The sequence below is a fragment of the Paraglaciecola sp. genome, from assembly GCF_039964565.1.
Taxonomy (GTDB): Bacteria; Pseudomonadota; Gammaproteobacteria; order Enterobacterales; family Alteromonadaceae; genus Paraglaciecola.
This window is the reverse complement of sequence record NZ_JBDVXF010000025.1, coordinates 14211-36153: the sequence shown is the minus strand read 5'-3', so window position 1 is coordinate 36153 and position 21943 is coordinate 14211. Positions and strand designations below refer to the sequence as shown.

General features: G+C 39.8%; 22 protein-coding genes. 9 read left to right on the top strand and 13 right to left on the bottom strand.

Annotated elements, in window-relative coordinates; all coding sequences use genetic code 11:
* Positions 1-37 precede the first annotated feature (37 nt).
* From ABJK37_RS10015 to ABJK37_RS10005, 3 genes are read right to left on the bottom strand one after another with little or no spacing between them, the layout of a single operon-like run.
* Positions 38-2497: an EAL domain-containing protein gene (locus ABJK37_RS10015; protein WP_348352699.1), complete on the bottom strand. Its 2460-nt coding sequence runs from the start codon at positions 2495-2497 to the stop codon at positions 38-40.
* Between the two features lie 3 nt (positions 2498-2500).
* Positions 2501-3682 carry a TonB-dependent receptor gene (locus tag ABJK37_RS10010; RefSeq protein ID WP_348352696.1) on the bottom strand — a complete coding sequence of 394 codons (1182 nt, stop codon included), beginning with the start codon at positions 3680-3682 and terminating at the stop codon, positions 2501-2503.
* A gap of 6 nt (positions 3683-3688) precedes the next feature.
* Positions 3689-4144, bottom strand: a complete 456-nt coding sequence (locus ABJK37_RS10005; RefSeq protein WP_348352692.1) for a substrate-binding domain-containing protein — start codon at positions 4142-4144, stop codon at positions 3689-3691.
* A gap of 200 nt (positions 4145-4344) precedes the next feature.
* Here ABJK37_RS10005 and ABJK37_RS10000 point away from each other — a divergent pair, with 200 nt between their 5' ends.
* Positions 4345-5646, top strand: coding sequence for a 3-deoxy-D-manno-octulosonic acid transferase (locus ABJK37_RS10000; protein WP_348352689.1), 1302 nt, complete (start codon positions 4345-4347; stop codon positions 5644-5646).
* Between the two features lie 21 nt (positions 5647-5667).
* Here the strand turns inward: ABJK37_RS10000 and ABJK37_RS09995 are convergent, their stop codons facing one another.
* A complete protein-coding gene (locus ABJK37_RS09995) occupies positions 5668-6744 on the bottom strand; it encodes a glycosyltransferase family 4 protein (protein WP_348352686.1) in 1077 nt (358 codons plus the stop codon).
* A 107-nt stretch (positions 6745-6851) separates the two neighbouring features.
* Here ABJK37_RS09995 and ABJK37_RS09990 point away from each other — a divergent pair, with 107 nt between their 5' ends.
* From ABJK37_RS09990 to coaD, 4 genes are all read left to right on the top strand, one after another.
* Positions 6852-7574, top strand: a complete 723-nt coding sequence (locus ABJK37_RS09990; RefSeq protein ID WP_348352683.1) for a 3-deoxy-D-manno-octulosonic acid kinase — start codon at positions 6852-6854, stop codon at positions 7572-7574.
* A gap of 198 nt (positions 7575-7772) precedes the next feature.
* The gene (locus ABJK37_RS09985) at positions 7773-8168 is read left to right on the top strand and encodes an adenylyltransferase/cytidyltransferase family protein (RefSeq protein WP_348352680.1); all 396 of its coding nucleotides are present in this window, start codon (positions 7773-7775) and stop codon (positions 8166-8168) included.
* Positions 8165-9196, top strand: coding sequence for a CDP-glycerol glycerophosphotransferase family protein (locus tag ABJK37_RS09980; RefSeq protein WP_348352677.1), 1032 nt, complete (start codon positions 8165-8167; stop codon positions 9194-9196). Before ABJK37_RS09985 ends, ABJK37_RS09980 begins: the two co-directional genes overlap by 4 nt.
* Positions 9197-9276: 80 nt before the next feature.
* Positions 9277-9762: a pantetheine-phosphate adenylyltransferase gene (coaD, locus tag ABJK37_RS09975; protein ID WP_348352674.1), complete on the top strand. Its 486-nt coding sequence runs from the start codon at positions 9277-9279 to the stop codon at positions 9760-9762.
* 23 nt (positions 9763-9785) lie between these two features.
* On the opposite strand, the gene mutM is transcribed toward coaD, so the two are convergent.
* From mutM to radC, 5 genes are all read right to left on the bottom strand, one after another.
* A complete protein-coding gene (mutM, locus tag ABJK37_RS09970) occupies positions 9786-10598 on the bottom strand; it encodes a bifunctional DNA-formamidopyrimidine glycosylase/DNA-(apurinic or apyrimidinic site) lyase (protein WP_348352672.1) in 813 nt (270 codons plus the stop codon).
* A 3-nt stretch (positions 10599-10601) separates the two neighbouring features.
* The gene (locus ABJK37_RS09965) at positions 10602-11075 is read right to left on the bottom strand and encodes a hypothetical protein (RefSeq protein WP_348352670.1); all 474 of its coding nucleotides are present in this window, start codon (positions 11073-11075) and stop codon (positions 10602-10604) included.
* Between the two features lie 104 nt (positions 11076-11179).
* Positions 11180-11335 (bottom strand): 50S ribosomal protein L33, encoded by a 156-nt coding sequence (gene rpmG, locus ABJK37_RS09960; protein WP_006008015.1) that lies wholly within the window; start codon positions 11333-11335, stop codon positions 11180-11182.
* An 11-nt stretch (positions 11336-11346) separates the two neighbouring features.
* On the bottom strand, positions 11347-11583 hold the full coding sequence (gene rpmB, locus ABJK37_RS09955) for a 50S ribosomal protein L28 (RefSeq protein WP_007625404.1): 237 nt from the start codon (positions 11581-11583) through the stop codon (positions 11347-11349).
* Between the two features lie 272 nt (positions 11584-11855).
* A complete protein-coding gene (radC, locus tag ABJK37_RS09950) occupies positions 11856-12530 on the bottom strand; it encodes a DNA repair protein RadC (RefSeq protein ID WP_348352665.1) in 675 nt (224 codons plus the stop codon).
* A 118-nt stretch (positions 12531-12648) separates the two neighbouring features.
* On the opposite strand from radC, the gene coaBC reads away from it, so the two are divergent.
* Together coaBC and slmA are read left to right on the top strand one after the other, a co-directional pair.
* Positions 12649-13863 (top strand): bifunctional phosphopantothenoylcysteine decarboxylase/phosphopantothenate--cysteine ligase CoaBC, encoded by a 1215-nt coding sequence (gene coaBC / locus ABJK37_RS09945; RefSeq protein WP_348352662.1) that lies wholly within the window; start codon positions 12649-12651, stop codon positions 13861-13863.
* 9 nt (positions 13864-13872) lie between these two features.
* Positions 13873-14463 carry a nucleoid occlusion factor SlmA gene (slmA, locus tag ABJK37_RS09940; RefSeq protein WP_348352659.1) on the top strand — a complete coding sequence of 197 codons (591 nt, stop codon included), beginning with the start codon at positions 13873-13875 and terminating at the stop codon, positions 14461-14463.
* Positions 14464-14536: 73 nt separating this feature from the next.
* Here slmA and ABJK37_RS09935 read toward each other — a convergent pair whose 3' ends face one another.
* Entirely contained in the window at positions 14537-16177 is a 1641-nt protein-coding gene (locus tag ABJK37_RS09935; RefSeq protein ID WP_348352656.1) for a M28 family metallopeptidase, read from the bottom strand.
* A 148-nt stretch (positions 16178-16325) separates the two neighbouring features.
* Between ABJK37_RS09935 and ABJK37_RS09930 the strand changes: the two genes are divergently transcribed.
* A complete protein-coding gene (locus ABJK37_RS09930) occupies positions 16326-16901 on the top strand; it encodes a TetR/AcrR family transcriptional regulator (protein WP_348352653.1) in 576 nt (191 codons plus the stop codon).
* Between the two features lie 220 nt (positions 16902-17121).
* Positions 17122-17454 carry a DUF1820 family protein gene (locus ABJK37_RS09925; RefSeq protein WP_348352651.1) on the top strand — a complete coding sequence of 111 codons (333 nt, stop codon included), beginning with the start codon at positions 17122-17124 and terminating at the stop codon, positions 17452-17454.
* A 109-nt stretch (positions 17455-17563) separates the two neighbouring features.
* Here the strand turns inward: ABJK37_RS09925 and ABJK37_RS09920 are convergent, their stop codons facing one another.
* From ABJK37_RS09920 to ABJK37_RS09910, 3 genes are all read right to left on the bottom strand, one after another.
* Positions 17564-18025 carry an EVE domain-containing protein gene (locus ABJK37_RS09920; protein ID WP_348352648.1) on the bottom strand — a complete coding sequence of 154 codons (462 nt, stop codon included), beginning with the start codon at positions 18023-18025 and terminating at the stop codon, positions 17564-17566.
* 83 nt (positions 18026-18108) lie between these two features.
* Complete coding sequence (gene mdoH / locus ABJK37_RS09915; protein ID WP_348352646.1) at positions 18109-20214, bottom strand: glucans biosynthesis glucosyltransferase MdoH; 2106 nt, start codon at positions 20212-20214, stop codon at positions 18109-18111.
* The gene (locus ABJK37_RS09910) at positions 20190-21731 is read right to left on the bottom strand and encodes a glucan biosynthesis protein G (protein WP_348352643.1); all 1542 of its coding nucleotides are present in this window, start codon (positions 21729-21731) and stop codon (positions 20190-20192) included. Before ABJK37_RS09910 ends, mdoH begins: the two co-directional genes overlap by 25 nt.
* Positions 21732-21943: the final 212 nt, after the last annotated feature.

The window sequence follows — 21943 nt, the reverse complement described above, 5'->3', positions numbered from 1 at the left end:
AAGTGGCAATTTTTTTGTACAGCTTATGCCAATGCTATTAGGTGACATGGTTAAGTTTGTCTAACTTGTCCCATACACCAAATTGTAATTTTTCAGGTAACAGTTGGTATAAATCGCCCTCTGGTATTGGGCGAGAGATAAAATACCCTTGTCCAATCTCACATCGCAGTCCTTGCAAGAGTTTCATCTGAGCGCAAGTTTCAACACCTTCGGCAACAACTTGCATGCCTAACTTTTGCACCATTGCAATAGTGGAAGAAACAATCTGCATATCTGCACTATTATCACTCATACCTGACACAAAGCTGCGATCAATTTTGATAATATCAACAGGCATTTGTTTTAAATAAGCTAGTGATGAATACCCAGTACCAAAGTCATCAATTGAAAATATAAAACCCATTGCCTTAAGTTGTTGCATAGTATCAAGGGTTTGTTCGATATCGGCCACCACGGTTCTTTCTGTTAGCTCCACTTCAATTTGTGCGGGGTTGCGATTAAAGGTTTTAATCTGTTCACGGAGGAATGGTAACAAGTCAGGATCTAAAAATTGACTAGCGGATAAGTTGACGGCAATTTTTAGATCGAATATTCCTAATTCATCTAATTTTTGTAATATTTCAAACGCCTTATTTAGCCCCCAATAGCCGATTTTTAGCATATTTTCGGTATTTTCGATCAAAGGAATAAATTCGTCAGGGGGAACAAAACCACGTTCGGGATGATTCCAACGAATCAAAGCTTCAAACCCAAATAGTTTCCCAGTTGCAATTTCTACCTGAGGTTGTAGTGCAAAACTAAACTCGCCTCTTTCAAGAGCTTCGCGCACTTCGTTTTCGAGCTCTACTTTTCGTATGACGGCTTTTTGCATAATGTCATTAAAGGTACTGTATTTGTTACCTCCGGCATCCTTTGAGGCATACATGGCCATATCTGACTGTCTTACTAAATCGTCCATCAGTATCGAACTATCTACGGAGCTAGCGATCCCAATACTACTGGATGTATAAAACAACAATTCATCAACTGCTATTGGCTCTCTAAATGATTCAATCAATTTAGTAGCCAGAAAAGGCGCGCCTTCGTTATGTTTTTTCTCTAAAAACACCACCACAAATTCATCGGCTCCAAATCGAAATAACATATCGGAATCACGTAAACACCCACGTATTCTCAAAGCTGCGTTAACCAAAAATTTATCACCCACATCATGGCCATGGGTGTCGTTAATTTTGCGAAACTTGTCAAAATCAACAAACATTACCGTTAATTTGCTGGCTTCTCGTTTCATGATTGCCAATAATTTTTTTAACTGGTGGTTTAGCATATTGCGATTAGGTAACCCAGTTAGACGGTCGTACATGGCAATGTTTTCTAATTCACGGGTATTCTGCTCAATTTTCTGATCCAAAGACTCCAACTCTTCACTAAGCAAGCTGGCAGAATTTTGCAGTAATTCTATTTCGTCAGAAAAAAGCCAGCTTTTTACATATTTATGGGTTCGAAACTCTTGATACTTTTTTTGAGCCAAAAGAGGGAGTTGCTCAGCTATTAATAACAATCGACGTCGAATTCGCCATGTCAGCAAAAAGAGCGCAAAAACACAGAGCACAACGACTATTATGGATATTGATAATACCTGTTCTTGATATTGATTATGAGCTAAGGACGACTCACTAATATCATGTATAAACATAAGATAAACTGAATTTTCTAAATGCGGATCGATAGGCAATAAATTTAACAAATACACATTTTTATCAAGTGTCAGCCTATAGCCGGAATCAAGCATTTTTGAGAGAGGAAGCTCCTTAGGTAAAGCAGTGAGAATTTCCTGCATAAATTTTCTATTTGCAAAACTTATTGGAGGTTTGATAACTAAATTTTGTAACTCTACTGCTTTGATAGATGTATTTTCTGGTCCTAACACAGCCAATTTAGCAAAAGTTGAACGATTAACTGCGGCCAATGCTTCCATTAACGAGCTACTAACGGATAATACCACCAGTTCCCCAGAATTAGACAAAATTGGCATGCTAATTTGCTGTTGGCACTCTTGTACGCAGCGGATATGTGAAACCGAAGTCTGGGTATTAATCACTTGTTCTATATCATTTAAAATATAATTTTTTTCAGTTGTGGAGGTCGTAAAGCGTAACTTAAGTGTATTATCAAACAACCATAAGTCATTGATTTGCCAATTGAGTTGTAGGTAATCGAACTCATGCTCAAAGAAAAACGCAGTGGCATCAATATTATCCGCATAGTTGGCTTGAAAATGAACAAACGACTCAAACCAGGACTCAACTCTGGTTCGCAACAAGTCCCGGATCAATTCAAATTGCTTTTTATCTTGTTCTCGCAGGGTTTGTTGTTGAACGTAAAAATCTTGATTGTTTTTATTCACCCACAGATACGTTAACGAAGCACTGGCTATCAATAAGAAAGCCATTAATATTCCCATTATTTTAGTAGGTAAGCTGACAAATTTACGCATTGATTAAAACCAATACATAAGCTGAATTGCCCACATATCCCAATATTTGCTGTCGTTTAAAATGGTATTCGGCGTAAATATAGGTGCTAATCTAGCAGTACCTTTTACTTTGTGATACTCGGCTTGTATCTGAATATTTTTAGCAAATTTCCACGTCACTCCCGTCGTCGCTTGATCCATTAAACCAAAATAACCCGGCACTAATCCTTGGCTCAACGTTTGAACATTACTACCGTCTCTGTCTCGTCTATCACGATCATAAATATCTAGCCTAGCAAGCAAAGTTAACTGACTAGATAAAAAATACTTGGCTTGTAAATAGCCCCCCTCTGCAGTGAGGTCACTTTGAAAACCGGGAAACAGTAAATTTTCTACGATAACCCTTTCACGCATAACTTCAGAAGCGACTTCCCAGTTTTGCCCTTGGTATAAAAGATTAAACATGATTCTTTGGGAAGTCTCTTCACCACTAGACAAAGTGTCGCTATCTCCCTGTTTATAACTGAAATCAGCATCAAGCAAAGATAAACCGTATTGAAACTTACTTAAACTGGGGCGCCAATACACACTAATCTGCGTATCGGTATCGTGTGCCAGCTTTCCTGAAGCATAAGTTCCTAATAAATTTTCTTTCTGCTCATCACTTATTTTTGAATTGCCATAACTGAAATTAAAGTCCCATTCTCCCCATTTATTGTCTGTTTGTGCCAGTAATACTATCCCATCAACACCTATAGCAACGTCTCGGAATACATCGAAATATAGTGATTGTGGCAGCACAATAGAGGGGCGAGTATGGGGTACATCGCGGGTTGACGAATATAACCAGTGATAATTTTTGTTTCGACCAATCTGGGTTTTGATAAGCCAATTAGCAGTTTGTAGCAATTGCCATTCTAAAAACAGATAATCAATTCTAAAACCATCGGGATAGCGATTTCCTCCTTCTAAATATACCCCTTGCCCTGCCATTCGTAATGAAGAATTAAATCTGTAAGCACTATTAACGCCTATCTCCGTCAACTTAACCGACACGTCACCATCGTCATTTACGAAGTTCGAATCTTTTGCCTGTACAATTCCTTGAGCAACAAAACCATTTATTTTGAGAGAGTCAGCAGCAACACAAAATGTTGTAAACAATATCCCTACAATCAAGCTGGCAATCCGTATTATTAGTTTCATATAGAGTTATTTCTCCAGCACTTTGATTACGTTGATTTTATCAACGTTAATCGGTTGCGCCACATAACCAATCGCGCCGGGCTTTTGACTGACACGCTCAAGCATCTCTTCTTCACTTTGTAATTTAATAGGCTCTTCTCCCAATCCTGAATACACTAATTTGTTCCAGATACGATCCAATTGATATGGAAACATTCCGAGCACTTGGGTACTAAATACTTGATGGGTTTGGTGTTGATTTGCAAGAACGTACACAGTGATTGTTTGGTCGTTTGACCAAGTGGTTTGCCGCATCGAGAAAATTCTACGTATTTGTTCGACACTCAGATCTTTGGGATCTACAGAAGGATTTACTACAACTTTTACCTCGGGTACCTGACTGCCAACCGAAAAAGCGACAAATAATAGGCAACTCGAAAAAACCAATAGTGCCAAGAAAAGATGTAGACGAGTTTGATTCAAAAACGAACTCCATTCTGGGGTGAATTTTTATACTAAATGAGTTTAATAAAAAAGCTATTACTTATTAGAAATTAATTATTATTCATACTGTTATGAATACCAGAAGGCTGAGGTAATTTACACTAAAAAGACTTATTCAATGGCTAAAGTCTGCTACAGTTGTGTTTGTTTTAAATACTCTCATCTACTATACGCACAGCATGACTAAATCTTTTAAGCCCAGTACTAAGCAAAATATTGTATTACTCGGTTATTCATTATTGTGGCTAATAATTATTCCATTCACTTTGGTTAACTTTAGTTATAAATTGATCAGGCGTAAACCTGGGTACACAAAAGCAAGATTATCTCGTTATGGTTTTACTCAAAATCAAAATAAGAAAATGGATGCATTAGTAATCCATTGCGCGTCGGTAGGTGAGGTAGTAGCGATACAAGGTTTGGTCGAACACTTATTAGTTCAATTTCCCAAACAGCATATTACGATCACCACTAATACCACCACTGGTGCTGATAGAGTGAAATTGCTATTTTCAGACCGTGTTAGTCATGCCTATTTACCCTATGATTTCCCTCTCTTTTTAAAGCTATTTCTAAAAACCAAACGCCCTTCTAAAGTACTCATTAATGAAATGGAGTTATGGCCAAATTTATGTCATCAATGCTGGAACTTGCATATCCCAGTGATTGTTATTAATGGCCGAATGAGTGACAAATCAAAGCAAACTTATCAGAAATTTCCTGCGTTGTTTAAACCTATGTTTGCAAAAATAACAGCAATTTGTGCTCAGGGTCGCAGAGATTATCAGAATTACTTGTCCCTTGGAGTGCCTTCTCTAAAACTGACTTTGACCAATAACATCAAATTTGACTTGAGTGTTTCTAACCAAGACATCGCACTAAGCCAAACGATTAAAAGCAATTTTTCCTTAGAGCAGCGTCTTATACTCGTAGCCGGAAGTACCCACGAACCCGAAGAACAAATTTTAGTGGATGCTTATTTGGCATTGGCAAAAGTGTACCCACAGTTACTGCTAATCATTGTCCCTCGTCACCCACAGCGTTTTGACAAGGTTCATCAACTATTACAAAAACAGAATATAGAAACGGTATTGATGAGTGAATCTCAGCCATGTCAACCCAGCACCCAAGTTCTATTATGCGACCAAATGGGCAAATTACGTTCTATTTACGCTTTAGCAGATATTAGTTTTGTAGGTGGAAGTTTAGCGGAAAGAGGTGGGCATAATGCCTTAGAACCGGCTGCTGTAGGCGTGCCTATTTTAATGGGCGATTCTACCTATAATAATCCCGCCATCTGCCAAGCTTTAGCTGATAGCGGAGCCTTATTATACGTAACCGATGCTCATCAAATTGAATCGGCATGTAATACCTGGTTAAACCATCCAGAACAAAGAAAAAGTGCGGGAGACGCGGGTAAACAAGTATTAATCAACAACAGCGGCGCCCTCGAAAAAACTATGGCTGTACTTAACCACTAAGTTATATCAGAGGCACTGCTTTTATTGTAAGTTACGGAAAAACTCGATCAATCGTGTTGCTTCGTCTTCAACACGATAATCGTTCTCTACTCGCTTTCGCCCTTCTATGCCCATTTGTTCTAATTTTTGTGGATCAGACAATAACAAGTCCATTTTTTGGGAAACGGCTTGCTGGTCATTCACAGGTACAATGTACCCATCCACTTCTGGACGTACTATTTCTTCCCAAGCACCGGCTTGTGTCGCTAACACTGCTGCACCACTACTCATGGCCTCCAATACAGTTAGCCCAAACCCCTCGTTATCACTCAGAGCAGCAACCAAAGACAAGGCACTAAAAATCTGAGGTATTTGTTCAAATGGTAATTCACCTGTAAAAGTAATTCTATCTGACAATTTTGCTTTGGCAGCTTTACTTTTTAGTTGTTCTACAAACTCTTTATTACTCGAAGAAATGGCTCCCACCACAACGCAGTGGTAGTCGGGATATTTGTCAAACAATTCAAGACAGGCTTCTACTAACAGATGAACACCTTTTTGTTTTCTGACTCGGCCAAGAATACCAATGCCATACTTACCCCCGTATCCTAACTCTTGCCACGCCTTTTGTTTGTCTGCAGCAGGTAGATAATCTTGAACTTGCACACCATGAGGATTGACCATATCAGGAGGATCGCATAAAAACCCCGCTGACCTTTTACTCACCGCAATCACAGCATCCATTTTTCTAGTTAACCATACAGTTGAAGCTGAACGTGTACGCTGTGCCGCAGAACTAAATACCAACTTAATTTTCGCTCTAAACAAATATTTAAGCAGTATTCCTTGAATCATTTCGTCTACACGACGCGCATGGAAAACTCGCCATTTACCATTTTTAAGGGGCGACCGACACATTTTTGCGGTTTCCCAAAAACTAATCGCTAAGCTAGGGTCAGGCAAAAAATGGGGTCCCATAATACGTAGATTGATCATGTTTTTTTGATAAGACATGACTTGCAACATAGTGGATGTCACACCTGAAAAGTTTGAATTGGAGTTTCCAATAATTAATTCAACTTCATGTGACGATGATTCACTAGAAATCTGCTTTTTCATAGGTGGGGATTACTCTATTTGTTGGAATATAAAGGTCTATCTGAGTCTGCACTTAACTATGTATTACGTATACAATGCACATATTACTACGGACACAAAATTGTAACATGGCTATTATCCAGCAAAAAACTATTAACTCACAAGTGATGTTATTTGATAAAGAACACTTCCCTAAACTTTCCCCAAAGATGTTTACTGGCCAATTTTGGCAAGCCCAAAATGCGATTACAGGCCAAGCTAAAGGCCGCAGCATTACTTACTTTTTCAAACATAACAAAAAAGAATATGTACTTCGTCATTATTGTCGAGGAGGCCTAATTGGCAAAATACTGGATGATCAATATTTGTATACTGGACTGGAACAATCTCGCCCGTGGCAAGAATTTAGGTTATTGCAACATATGCAGTCCTTGGATTTACCCTGCCCCACACCTGTTGCCGCGATTTTGAATAGGAATGGATTAAGTTATCAAGCAGATATTATTTCCACAAGAATACCGAGGGCTCAAGATTTACATCACATATTACTAAATACCAAATTAAGCGCGGATATTTGGAAAAAAATAGGACGCACGGTTGCTGAATTTCATAATAATCAAATTTATCACCATGACCTTAACATCCATAACATTATGTTAGATGATGGCTATGAAACTTATCTTATCGACTTTGATAAATGCCAGGTAAAACAAGGTGATAAGTGGAAGAGTTCAAATATGAATCGACTGAAACGTTCCTTTGAAAAAGAACGAAGTTTAAGCAATATTCACTGGCAAATAACAGATTGGGAAACACTTACGACCGCTTACAACCAAGCGACTGCACGTTGAGTGTTATTATTTGGATACGCCTACTTCAGGTAACATCGAGATAACTCAGATATACCAATATTTATCACCGTTGTGGATCATTTCCGCAAGACTTAGACGGCGGCTTTTATAATCCTTAACGAACCGATATCATACGACCTTGAGCTAAGTACATTAGGTCTTAGCAATATTATTTAAGTTTTTTACAATAGGCGAGCAATGAGTAGAATCATAACATTTGGTACATATGATGTGTTACACATCGGACACATAAAGTTGCTCAAACGTGCGAAGTCATTAGGAAGTCATCTGATTGTAGGAGTCTCGTCTGATGAACTTAACCAAAATAAAAAAGGACGAGGACCGATATATCCTTTAAAAAGTCGTTTGGAAATCATTTCTTCACTTAGGTTTGTTGACGAAGTATTCGTCGAAGATTCGTTAGAGTTAAAAGCAGAATATATTATTTCGAATAATGCCGATATTTTGGTTATGGGTGATGATTGGCAGGGTCGATTTGACCACTTAAATGAGTACTGTAAAGTCGTTTATCTTCCAAGAACCCCCTCTATTTCTACTACTGAAGTGATTGAAATAATTAAGGAAACTAAGTGAAGCAATATTTATTCTATATCGCTCACAATTATTCTTTCGAAATACTACGGCCGCTGCAGCAAGAAATTCGTTTACGTGGAGATGAGGTTGCTTGGTTTGTTGAAGGAAACGAAATTGATGCCAATTACTTCGAGCAGAATGAAAAAATACTCGAAACTGTTGACCAAGCGGTCGAATATAATCCTAGAGCCGTATTTGTGCCGGGTAATTTAGTCCCAGACTTTATTCCAGGACTAAAGGTACAAGTTTTTCATGGTTTCGAATGGAAGAAAAAAGGTCACTTTCGAGAGCGTGGTTGTTTTGATTTATATTGCACACAGGGCCCTTTTTTCACACAACGTTTCGAAAAGATGCACGCGGAGCACCCGCATTTTTCTGTAATAGAAACTGGCTGGCCAAAAACAGATACGTTATTCAACGCAAAAGCATATGACTGGCCCAATAAACGCGATGCAAAAACAATACTATATGCTCCTACTTTTTCGCCCGCTCTAAGCTCGGCAAGCGCTCTATTTTCTGAAATTTCTCAATTAAGTAAGACCCATAATGAATGGCAATGGATAATAAAATTTCATCCTAAGATGCCAAAGGATTTAGTTGAGCAATATCAAGGACTGACTAGCGATAACATACATGTCATAGAAACAGCTGCGCTCGCTCCTGTGCTACAAGCTGCGGATATCATCGTTTCTGATACGTCATCAATTATTACTGAATTTGGTTTACTTAATAAACCAATCGTCACATTCAAAAATAAAGAACCAGAGCCTCATTTATTAAATATATCCGAGGCAAAAGACTTGTTCTCAACAATTGAAAAAGCCTTAAAGGCAGATTCATTGTTACTAGAGAAAATTCAATATAATACTAGCTTGATGCACCCTTATGTGGATGGGAATTCATCTGCAAGAGTATTGGATGCGGCAGAAAAAATTATTCAAGCACCTCCTGCAGGTTTAAAACCTAAGCCTAGGAATTGGTTACGCAAGTTAAGAACACGCAAAAAATTGTGCTATTGGAAATTTTAATACGTAACATAATACAAATAAATTAGTAAAATATTACCTAATCGGGTTAGCCTAAATGAAACGAAGCAATAAAGCCTATTATGCATAGAAAAGCGATATATCCTGGTACGTTCGACCCTGTTACAAACGGACATGCCGACTTAATTGAACGCGCGGCCAAAATGTTTACCAATGTGATTGTGGGTGTAGCTTCTAATCCAAATAAGAAACCTTTATTTAGCTTAGAAGAACGGGTTGAACTCATTAAACACGTAACCGCACATTTAGATAATGTAGAGGTGATTGGTTTTAGAGGCTTACTTGCAGATTTTGCCGAGAGTCAAGGTGCCAGTGTTTTAGTTCGAGGGCTTCGAGCCGTTTCGGATTTCGAATATGAGTTTCAATTAGCCAATATGAATAGAAGACTCAACCCAGAACTCGAAAGTGTGTTTATGACACCATCTGAGGAAAACTCCTTTATTTCATCCACCTTAGTCAAAGAAGTTGCACTTCACAGAGGCCGTGTGAATGAATTTTGTCATCCTGCGGTAATCGACGCATTACAACAAAAGTTACACGATAAATAAGAGCGCAAAGCCAGTTATTTATGTCAACGTTGGCAGGTTTCGCAGTAAAAAGTATTACGTTGCCCAATGGTAACGGATTGAATAGGAGAGAGGCATGCATCACAGTTCTCTCCTGCTCTGCCGTAGACTAACAATTGTTGTGCAAAGTAACCTGGGTTGCCATCTGCTTGCATAAAGTCTTTCAAGGTAGTGCCACCTTGCTCAATAGCACTAGCTAAAACTTTTTTGATGATCTCGGCAAGTTGCACGTAGCGTTTTTTAGTCACTTTAGAGGCTGATTTTCGAGGATCAATACCGGCAATAAAAAGTGACTCATTTGCATAAATGTTACCGACACCTACTACTACTTTATTGTCCATAATAAATTTTTTCACTGCTACCGATTTGCCACGAGACAACTCAAACAATCTGTCACCGTCAAAATTATCGGTTAATGGCTCAGGGCCAAGAGCAGACAGCAAACTGAGTTGTGGCTCATCACAACCTTGCCATAAGCAGCTACCGAATCTTCTGGCGTCGTTAAACCGTAAACACTTACCATTTTGCATCACTATGTCTAAATGATCGTGTTTTTTCAGTTCGGTATGCTTGTCCACAACACACAGTTTTCCCGACATGCCCAAATGCAAAACAATACTGCCTTTAAGAGTGTCTAGTAACAAATATTTTGCTCTTCGACGAATTGAGGTAATCACTAAACCTTCAGCTTGATGCACCTCTTCAGGAATGGGCCAACGTAATTGACGCTGTCGCACAATAATTTTCTGAATCGTTTGATTTTCTAGGAGAGGACTGATGCCCAGACGACTCACTTCTACTTCAGGTAATTCAGGCATGTTTTACTCTTGCGGGGTTAAGGATTGATAACTAGGACTGATTAACTGATAGGTTTGCTGGTTAATCTTGACCAACGTCTGGTCCTGGTGTTGTTTAAACTGGTATTCAGTAGGCAAGGCTTGGCCAGCAAACCATAGTTCTACCGCAGCGCTAGGGGAATGCCAACTATTGTGTTGCTCAATCAAACTAATCTCTGCATTGACCCAATTTTCGATTAAGTTTGCAAGCATTTCATTTGTGTACTTTATTGTACGCTCGCCAGAAATAGCGCGCCAACCTTGACCAATACGCTCTACTTTGAGTTGTTCGAAAACCATAGTAGTAATTATTTTGTCGCTAGGTACAAGATTACGGGTTGTGGAGGTTTCATCACTCCCACTATTTAGAAAATTACCACTGAAATTAAACAACATGATCAATATTAACATACTGACTATGATGACATTGTTCCAAGCTCGCTGAGATAACTTGCCCATCTAAAAATAACAACCGAATAATTGAGTATGGGGATTATGACATAAGGTGAGAAAGCAAAAAACCCGGCATAAGCCGGGTTCTTCAGGAGACAAAATTAGCGAATTTACTTGATTTTGGCTTCTTTAAACATAACGTGCTGGCGAATTTTAGGATCAAACTTTTTGATCTCCATTTTGCCAGGCATATTGCGTTTGTTTTTATCTGTAGTGTAATAAAAGCCTGTACCAGCACTAGACACTAATTTAATTTTATCGCGCATAATCTGATTCCTTAAACTTTAACACCGTTGGCACGCATATCAGACAACACTGTATCTATGCCTTTTTTATCAATAATACGCATACCTTTAACAGATAAACGCAACTTAACGAAACGGTTTTCACTTTCAACCCAAAAACGGTGGGATTGAAGGTTTGGCAAAAAACGACGACGAGTCGAATTTTTAGCGTGAGAACGGTTGTTACCTACCGCTGGACGCTTGCCTGTAACTTGACATACTTTGGCCATGGCCTTTGTCTCCAAACAATCTAAAAAAATTTAGCTCTGACTCACGTTTAATCGTAATCAATCTACGAGTCAGCTAACGCTATTAACAAGAGGGCGCATTTTATACAGCAAACAAGGGGCGAGTTCAAGAATAATGTGTAGAAAAACAGCTCTTTTATGGCTTGTGGCCATAAAAACCTCTCAAAGCTTAGTTTTAAGGCCTATTAGTGATTTTATAATTGGTTGCAACTAAGTCTCAAGTTTAGCTTAAGGCAGGGTAAACCCAGAACGCTCTAAAGCAACCCTCTTTGCGCAAATGAGACTGCTATACCATCACCAATTACAAAGTGATCAAGCACCTTAATATCCATCAGGTTAAAGGCATCTATAACTCGTTTGGTGATGCTTTTATCTGCCTGACTTGGCTCTGCAATGCCCGAAGGGTGATTATGAGCTAGGATGACCGCAGCGGCGTTATCGAGCAATGCTTGTTGCACTAAAACCCTTGGATAAACGGAAGCACTATCAATGGTACCGTAAAACATAGGCCGATATTTTATCAATCGATGTTGACTGTCGAGTAATAACATTGCAAATACTTCATGGGGTTGATCTCGTAACTTAGCAATAAGGTAGGCTTGGGTTTGTTCTACTGAGTTGAAGGCATCACTTTTATCTAAGGTTTCAGCCATAAAACGTTGGCTCATTTCTAGACTAGCTTGTAATTGCGCGAACTTCGCCTGACCCAAACCTTTAGTTTCACAAAAATCACGCTCTGAAGCACTTAACAAACCACGTAATCCACCAAATTTTGTAAGTGAGCTTCTTGCCAGATCAATAGCACTTAACCCTTTGATGCCAGTGCGTAGAAAAATGGCTAAGAGCTCTGAGTCCGATAGCGCGACAGCACCTTGCGATAAGAGTTTTTCTCTGGGACGCTCGTGTTTGGGCCAATCCGTGATCTTCATGCTTCCTTGCCTTAAATTGCGGGTGAAGGTGATTTACTTCAAAATAAGCCTAGCAAATAGAGTCAATTCCAGCCAATAATGTGGCTATCGAGCACAATGGAACAATATAAAAGAAACAATGCAACTCGAAAACACTAATATAATTCTCGGCATTACAGGCGGTATCGCAGCATACAAGACCCCTGATTTAGTGCGCAAACTGGTCGCTAACGGCGCTAACGTGCGCATAGTTCTCACTCAATCAGCAAAAGAGTTTGTTAGCCCTTTAGCGTTGCAAGCGGTATCTGGTAATCCTGTATCTGATGATTTATTAGATAAAGACGCAGAAGCCGCTATGGGACATATTGAACTAGCCCGTTGGGCAGATAAATTACTTGTTGCACCCGCCACGGCTAACTTTATGGCTAAACTCACTCATGGTTTGGCGGATGATTTATTATCTACTTTATGTCTGGCCACTAATGCTCCGATTGTTATTGCACCTGCCATGAATCAACAAATGTGGTTCGCGGCTGCAACCCAAGCCAATTTAAAGCTACTGACGCAACGTAAGATACAGGTATTAGGCCCAGCTCAAGGTGAACAAGCTTGTGGCGACGTAGGCCCTGGACGTATGCTTGAGCCTCTCGACATTGTAGATTTATTAACCCAAGAGCCCACCGAACAAGTATTAGCGGGCAAACGTATAACGATAACCGCAGGTCCCACGCGAGAAGAAATCGATCCAGTTCGTTATCTCTCTAATCATAGTTCTGGAAAGATGGGTTATGCCTTGGCAATTGCTGCGCAAGAGTTAGGGGCAACAGTGACCTTAATTAGCGGGCCTGTGAACTTAGCGCCACCAGCGAAAATTCAAACAGTATCAGTCTCTAGCGCACAGCAGATGCATGATGCCGTAATGCAAACGACCCACAATTGCGATATTTTTATTGGATGTGCCGCCGTAGCTGACTATCGGGTACAACAAAAAACCTCTCAAAAGATTAAAAAGTCAGATAGTGAGTTAACACTTACTTTTGTTAAGAATCCTGATATTCTTAGTGATGTAGCACATTTGCAACACGCACCTTTTACTTTAGGATTTGCCGCAGAGACCCAGAATTTGCGGGAATATGCCTTAGGTAAGTTACAGCGTAAAAAGCTCAATATGATTGCTGCAAATGATGTATCTGATAATTCAATTGGTTTTAACAGTGAACAAAATGCATTAAGTGTATTTTGGTCAAAGGGTGAAAAAAAGTTGGATCTTGCCGATAAGCAATTACTCGCTAGGCAGTTGATGCAACTGGTAGCCCAAAGATACACAGAAGACACAAACGCCACTATCGCCTAGGAACCCATAATGCCAGCTACAAAACGCCCTAACCGCCGTGCTCAAATTCTTCAAGCACTGGCTAGCATGTTACAAACCAGTCCAGGACAACGGATCACTACAGCCAAGTTAGCGGCGCATGTAGGTGTATCTGAAGCCGCTTTGTATCGTCACTTCCCAAGCAAAGCGCGAATGTTTGAAGGATTGATTGAATTTATTGAAGAAACCTTATTTTCGCGAATCAATAAAATAATAAATGAAGAAAAAGACACAGCCACGCGCTGCCAGCTTATATTGCATCTTATTTTAGGTTTTGCCGAAAAAAATCCAGGGATTACGCGTATCTTAAACGGTGATGCTTTAATGGGTGAACAAGACAGATTAAGAGAACGTATTACGCAATTATTCGAACGTTTGGAAACCCAATTAAAGCAAGTGTTACGAGAGCGCAAGTTACGTGAAGGGAAAACCTTGCCCGCTGAAGAAGGTATTATTGCGAACATATTAATTTGTTTTGCTGATGGACGTATTAATCAGTTTATTCGCAGTGAGTTTACCAAACGGCCTACAGAAAACTTTAATGAACAATGGCAATTAATTAATAAACAATTTTTTGCTTAATTTGATGACAATTTGTCCTATCCTAGCGTGAAAAAGCGGACTCAACTGAGTCCGCTTTTTTGATTGTTAAACTTTACTTTGAAAAATTCTCACCGAAAAAGTCACCTTCATTCCAGCTAGAACGTTGAGCTTGGTTGGCCAGAGTCATGCCTATGTGGTAATTCACCTCAGCAAATTTGGTCGCAGCTTTCCAGTTAAAAGGTTGGCTAAAATCATCTCCAGGCTTGTGATAATTTGTTTTAAGGAAATGACTAAATTGTTTACCGCCGTCAACTTCAGGGTCTGCCGATTTAAAACCAGGCACTAAAAAGACAGCGGGAATGCCCTGTTTTACAAAACTATAATGGTCAGAACGTGTAAACAAAGCTTGGTCAGGCATAGGGTCCGGACTTAATTCTAATCCAATTTTTTCAGCGGCTTTTGCCACTGAGTTTTTCATATCACTGTGGTCAGCACCAAATGCGATGACATCTGCAAATTCGTAGATCAATATGGGCATATCAAGATTCACATTAGCAACCATAGACCCCATTGGAACGGTAGGATTTTGAGCATAATAGTCTGAACCCAATAATCCTTTTTCTTCTCCTGTCACGGCAACAAACAGAATAGAACGCTTAGGACGGGCCTCAAGCAAACTGAATAATCGCGCAGTTTCCAATAACACAGAAGTGCCGGTGGCATTATCCATAGCGCCATTATTAATCTTGTCTTTCTTTACCGTTTTAGCAAAACCAATGTGATCTGAATGGGCTGAATACACCACATATTCGTTTTTAAGCTTTGGATCTGAGCCTTCTAGAATAGCGGCCACATTAGGACTAGAAATAAGCTTATGAGTACTAGTAGACTCAAGTTGGATTTCAAGTGGTATATCAAAACCTTTAGGCGACTCGTCTTTTTCAAGCATCGAATAGATTTGCTCTAAATTTTGTTCAGCATCGGCAAACACTAACTCTGCCGCTTCTTGACTAAAATATGCTGAACCTTTAATTTGCGGATACACACCAGAAGGTATGCCAGCTTGATCTAACCAACGCACTGACGGAGTATGCAAATAATTCAATAAGTTTTGATATGGCCTTACTTTTTCTGCGGTAGGTGTACTGATAGTAACAAATCCGACCGCTCCATTTTCAGATGCGTGGCGAAGCTTTTCACGGCTTGAACCAAAGTGTGCCCCTTCTTCACTAGGGAAAGACTTAGGTTTTCCCGATAAGGCCACAACAACTTTGCCCTTCACATCCATATCTTGATAATCGTTATGCTGCAACTCAGGGGCAATAATACCGTAACCAACAAACACTAACTTGCCAGCCATCCGTGTTAATTCTTCCTGAGGATTAGGAGCTGTAAGAAATTGTTTAGGGTAATTTAACGACACTTCACCTTGAGAACCGTTTAGCGACAACTTAATGGATGTTTGCTCAATATTCGCTTGAACAAAATTCACCCTTTGCATATAAGTGCCATTGTCCCCAGCTGGTTTTAATCCGTATTTTTCAAACTCAGCGGCAATATAAAGAGAAGCAATTTCATGCCCTCGTGCGCCTGTATCTCTACCTTCTAATAAGTCATCAGACAAAAACCTAAGATGAGATTTAATCCGTGAAGCGTCAGCAGACACTTCATTTGTTTGCTTTTCCCCTTCAGACTGACACCCAACTAAAAGTGCGGCAGTCAAAATGGCTCCGAAGCCAAGACGTAATTTCATTATGGTCTCCCTAAAAATTATTTTCGTTATTGTAATTATTTCGCTGGCCAGATTAAGCGAGATGTAGGCCAACTACAACCTTGACAGATAATTTAACTGGGCTACTCTGTGAAGAACAACTATTCTGCCAATTACCAGTTAAACTGCGATGCCACGAAAAGCCCAATACAACGTTGATGACGTGTTAAGCCAAGCGATTGATGTATTTCTAGAACATGGCTATCACGGTGCCATTATGGATGAAATTATTGCTAGAACAGAATTCAATAGAAGAGGCTTTTATATCGAATTTGGCAGTAAGCAAACTTTTCTCTACATGGTATTAAAACACTATCAAACTGTTCATCTAAACAAGCTAGTCAAACATTTAGAATCTAACCAAGGACTCGACTCTATTAATGCATTTTTTACAGAGTACGTAGAACACATCAAGGGTAAAGGATGTTTGCTAATCAACTGTATTACTGAGTTGGGTTTTGATGACCAAAAAGTACAAGAAATTGGCCGCCACTATCTTGATAGATTACAGATAGACTTTATAGGGTGTTTGGAAAAAGCCCAAAGTTTAGGCCAAGTACATACCCATATTAATATAGAATCAACCGCGCTGCAGCTTACCAGTTATGTTCAAGGTTTCGCCGTTAACGCCATTTTGGCCGGTGATACCGATGAATTACAACTGGCCACGCAAGCTTTATTAGGCCCCCTTGCGGTAACCCGTTAATTTAGAGGTTTCCTTGCTAATTAAAGACTTTGTCAGTAAAAGCTTTTAATGCGTACTAACATTTACCCTTTAAAAAACGTCATTCAATAAATATTTCTGATACTTGCTGTTATTAACCTTGCTATTGTTTAGGTTACCTCCATTGATAGGGAGTTGAATCATTCTATTGATAACCCTATTTAGAAAAGGGCAAAATAGCTTAATATATTGAGTAGTAAATATGACCAGTGAAAAACATTTGTTTCGCATCCAATTTATCGCTAACGGCGAGCGCTACGAACTTTATGTTCGTGAAGTATGCCAAGGAAGTATGTTTGGATTTATTGAAATTGGTGACTTTGTTTGGGATACCCATACTAGTTTGGTATTAGACCCTAGCCACGAAAAGCTTAAGGATGAATTTGCTGATGTCACGCGCACCTACTTGCCCATGCATAGTGTATTGCGAATAGATGAAGTAAAAAAACAGGGCACGTCAAAAATCACTACGCTTTCGGATAAGGTCACCGCTTTCCCCACACCTATTTATACGCCGAAAAACACCCCTAACTAATGCTCAATTAGTCAAACACTATAAGTATCCAATAACGCTAGGTTCAATCAGAGGTGTCAAAATTTTTGAACCTAGTTCTATTGAAAATCTGTCTTCAAACTAAGTTACTTTATGAAGTTTCCTTGAGCAAAATCTCAAATTCGTGCTCAGTAACCGGCATCACTGACAAACGCCCACCTTTTTTAACTAGGCCAATTTCACTTATATTGGCCATCTGTTTGATAGTTTTAAGTGGCAATAATGTCTCAAACTTTTGTTTGAACTTAATATCTACCATGTACCAACGTGGATTATCTTGCGTGGACTTAGGATCGAAGTATTTAGTTTCTGGATTAAACTGAGTGTGATCAGGATAACCTTCCTTCACTACCTCAGCCAAACCAACAATCCCCACTTCCTTGCAACTAGAGTGGTAGATAAAAACCTGATCACCAAGCTTAATTTGATCTCGCAAAAAGTTGCGCGCTTGATAGTTGCGAATACCATCCCAATGCTCGGTTTGATTAGGCATCTTGGCTAAATCATCGATACTAAAAGCATCGGGTTCAGTTTTAAACAACCAATATTGCATTATCTTTCCTCATGAATCCCTGCAAAACCATATAGTTTAAAACATTCACTTGCAAGTAAGATAACCATCCCACTGAAACCATGCTAACCAGGAACTTTAATTAGCTTATTAAACAAAGTGCTATCACTTAGTAACGCTAATTTCTCCAATTTAGTCATCCAACTTAAGGCTTCATGAGGATGGGTAGCATCATTAATTTTATATTTTGCAATGATACTGTCTGTATTGGGCTCTCCTCGGGTTGGCTTAGGCGGATTACATAACAAACTAAAGTGATTATGTTGGTAACTATGCTTTTCAATCAGAGACTCAATACTCACATCTTGTAGATAGTCTCTAAGTTGCGCAGCAAATTTATCGCGCTGAGTAATGATATTTAGGCTAATGACCTCTTCAGGGATATTCAAAATACCAAGGAAACGCAAAACTTTTGCGATACTTTTGCTGCCACTCATTGCAGATAATGGAATAGCGAGGGTCAGTCCAATTAATGTAGGAGACAGCCAAACCAATAAAGTGGGAGAGTAGTGGTAAAGTAGTACCGTCATGGCAATTCCAATCGCAGTATGCCAAAAATGCTGCTTACACAATTGCAACCAAGGCGTTCCACTATGCAGTCGTTGCTGTGTATTCCACCCTGAATCGCGACCACGAAATATATCGAAGATATGCTGACTATGGATCAACATAAAAATAGGTGCATACAGCACAGAAAAGAAAATTTCGACTAAGACTCCCAAAATCAATCGAATAACACCTAATGGTTTTCTCAATGTATTTTGGAAAAATGCCCGAATTAAGCCTAACGCCTTGGGTAAAAGTAATACTCCCATGGTAAATAAGAACAATGCCACCATGCGTTCAGAATCGAATACTGGCCATTGAGGGAATAACGATGGTTGATCCGAAAAATATTCGATATTGACATAGTGGATCTGAATGGCCATTACTATTCCAATAAGTATTAAAGCAAACCAAATGGGCGATGCCATATACCCCATCACACCAGTCAACATATGAAACCTATTAGGCCAACGCAAACCTTTTGCTTTAAGCACTGCAAGATGTTGAATGTTTCCTTGCGCCCAGCGCCTATCGCGAGTCGCAACATCGGATAAACTAGGAGGGCTCTCTTCCCACGACCCCTTCAAAGCAGGTAACATCCGCACTGCCCAACCCGCTCTCCTCATAAGTGCGGCTTCAACAAAATCATGGGATAAAATATCCCCTTTAAATGGTTTGACCCCACCTAAAGTGGGTAACCCTGCCGATTCAGCAAAAGCTTTGACTCTAATGATGGCATTGTGCCCCCAATAATTGCCATCATTACCTTGCCATGCGGTGATGCCATGGGCGACTATGGGGCCATATACAGTTCCAGCGAATTGTTGCAGTCGAGCGAATAACGTATCACCTCGATATAAAGAAGGTAAGGTTTGGATAATGCCCGCATTGTCATCACTTGCCATTTCTTGCATAAGCACTTTCAAAGTATTAGCCGACAGTAGACTGTCGGCATCAAGCACTATCATGTAGTCATATCGTGCGCCCCAGCGACTTACAAATTCGTGCACGTTCCCTGCTTTTTTGGCCTTGTTGTTATGTCTGCGCCGGTACCACACGTTAATCTCACCAGACAAGGCTTCTTTGAGTTGTCTAACTGCAGCCGTTTCCTTAACCCAAACATCTGGATCGTTAGAATCTGAAATAATGAAAATTTCGAACTGCTGAGCAAGGTTATTGGCTATCAAGTCTTTGCCCATACTGTAGAGAGCGGCGCAGGTTTCACTAGGCTCTTCATTATATACGGGCATAAGTAACACTGTTTTTTTATCACTGATATCATTCAATGTAGAATTTAGCCTTTTCCCTGCCAATATAAACCCGGCAAATGATGCGCTAGCTGCCAGGGCAATCCACACAAAAGTCAGGCAAAACAATCCAACCATAATCCACTGCATGTTCGTCACCGTTCCTTGAGACACAATGAGTACCATTTGATAGGTGGCATAAGTGGTTAAGGCTAGCGCTCCACCAAACGTGATGATTCTGGCAAAAAGCTGGGTCCAGCCCTGTTTAGTATGTTTTACATTGGGCTTTTTAGAAAAATCTTGAGCCGGCATGTGAAGAGGTGACTCAGAGGGCACTCCCAAGCTTTCATAAGCTATTTGGTCCATCGGTATAGCCATGTCTCCCCCCACTGTTTGTCTTCTTTAGATAGTGATACTCGCAGTTCCGATACGTCTTCTGCTCCCGGTTCAAATTTTGCGACCACACGAAGGTGGTTAGTTTCGGGGATGATCTGACTCGTGACACCGACAATTTGTCCAGAGCTACTAATCGCATTAATACTTAAGTCAGATGGAATAGCCTGCCCAGCGTATTCAATTACAAATTCGCGAACGGTTTCTGAACCCAAAGATTTCCCTGCGGCTGTAGCGACAATTTTGCCTTGGATATTTTTTACAGGTGCATCATTTCCCCAAGATATTTTATAGCTAAACTCTCGCGGTTGGCCGGCTTTTAGTAATTGATTTGGTTGCCAAAAAGCTACAATATTGTCATGAATTTCTGCTTTAGTTGGAATTTCTACTAACTCAACATGCCCCGCCCCCCAGTCATTCATGGGTGTAATCCAAGCTGACGGACGTTTATGATAATGGGCTTCCATATCTTTGAAATCATTGAAATTTCTGGAACGTTGCATTAATCCGAAACCTTTAATCGCATCATCCTCAAAGGCTGAGACCTGTAATCTTTTAGGATTAGCTAATGGTCGCCAAATTTTCTCGTTATTGGCCTTTATCATTAACAAACCATCTGAATCATGAACGGCGGGCCGAAAATCATCAAAACGAGAACGGTTCATGCCATTAAATAAAAACATTGAAGTTAAGGGTGCTACACCAAATGACTCAATGTCTCTTCTTGGATACAGCGTACTGTTAACCAGTATTTCTGTATTTTGCTGTGGTTTTACTGTGAATGTAAACGCCCCAGTTAGCGATTCACTTTCCATCAACGCGTGAATGATTAATTTGTCATTGTTTTTGTTCGGTCGCTCGAGCCAAAACTCGGTAAATACTGGAAACTCTTCTCCCGAAGGTTTAGCAGTATTTATTGCTAAACCTCTTGCAGACAACCCGTACCAATTAGTCTGACCAACGGCTCTAAAGTAAGAACCTCCCTGAAACACCAAAAACTCATCCCACTTATCTTGTGTATTAATAGGGTGAGTGACGCTAAAGCCCGAATAACCTTGCGCTTCGGTATTTTTAAGGTCCTGTTGCTCGGAATCATAATTAAAGATCTTTGAAGTATAGAAAACTCGTCTAGCAACACCGTTTACGACTAAATTTAGCTTTACTGGAATTTTGAACAAAAAGCCGGGATGCAAAGGATTAACTCGAAAATTTCTATTCTCTTTCGACCAAATAGTGGCTCCTCTTTCAAGCTGTATCTTTTTGTAGTCATCATAGCTCATTTGACTAAGTGGATTGTCAGCTGGAATTTGTTTTACTTGATACTCTTTAGTGGCTAGTTCCATCGCTTTAGATTCAAGCCATTTTCTGTCAAAAGGCTCGGTCAATCTATCTTTGCGCTCTGGTTTACTGTCCGCTACTAATGGTTGCTGTGCCTTGGTTGCTGGCTGATACGGAATTAAACTAACACCTAACACTAGAGCAAAGATGTATTTCTTGTACAAAATGAAACTCCTTGTTAATTACCTACATAGAAGGCCTCTGTAATACTGAAAAGTAAGCTCACATAACCTTATGAAAAACAAAGTTATGCGCAGAAGCAATGGGATAAAACAAGGTATTTGCAGCAATCAGGCCAAGTGAATATTATTTACCATTAATTGGATAGACAAACACAACACTTGGCCCAAGAGTTTCTCAGGCTAGGTAAAAATGA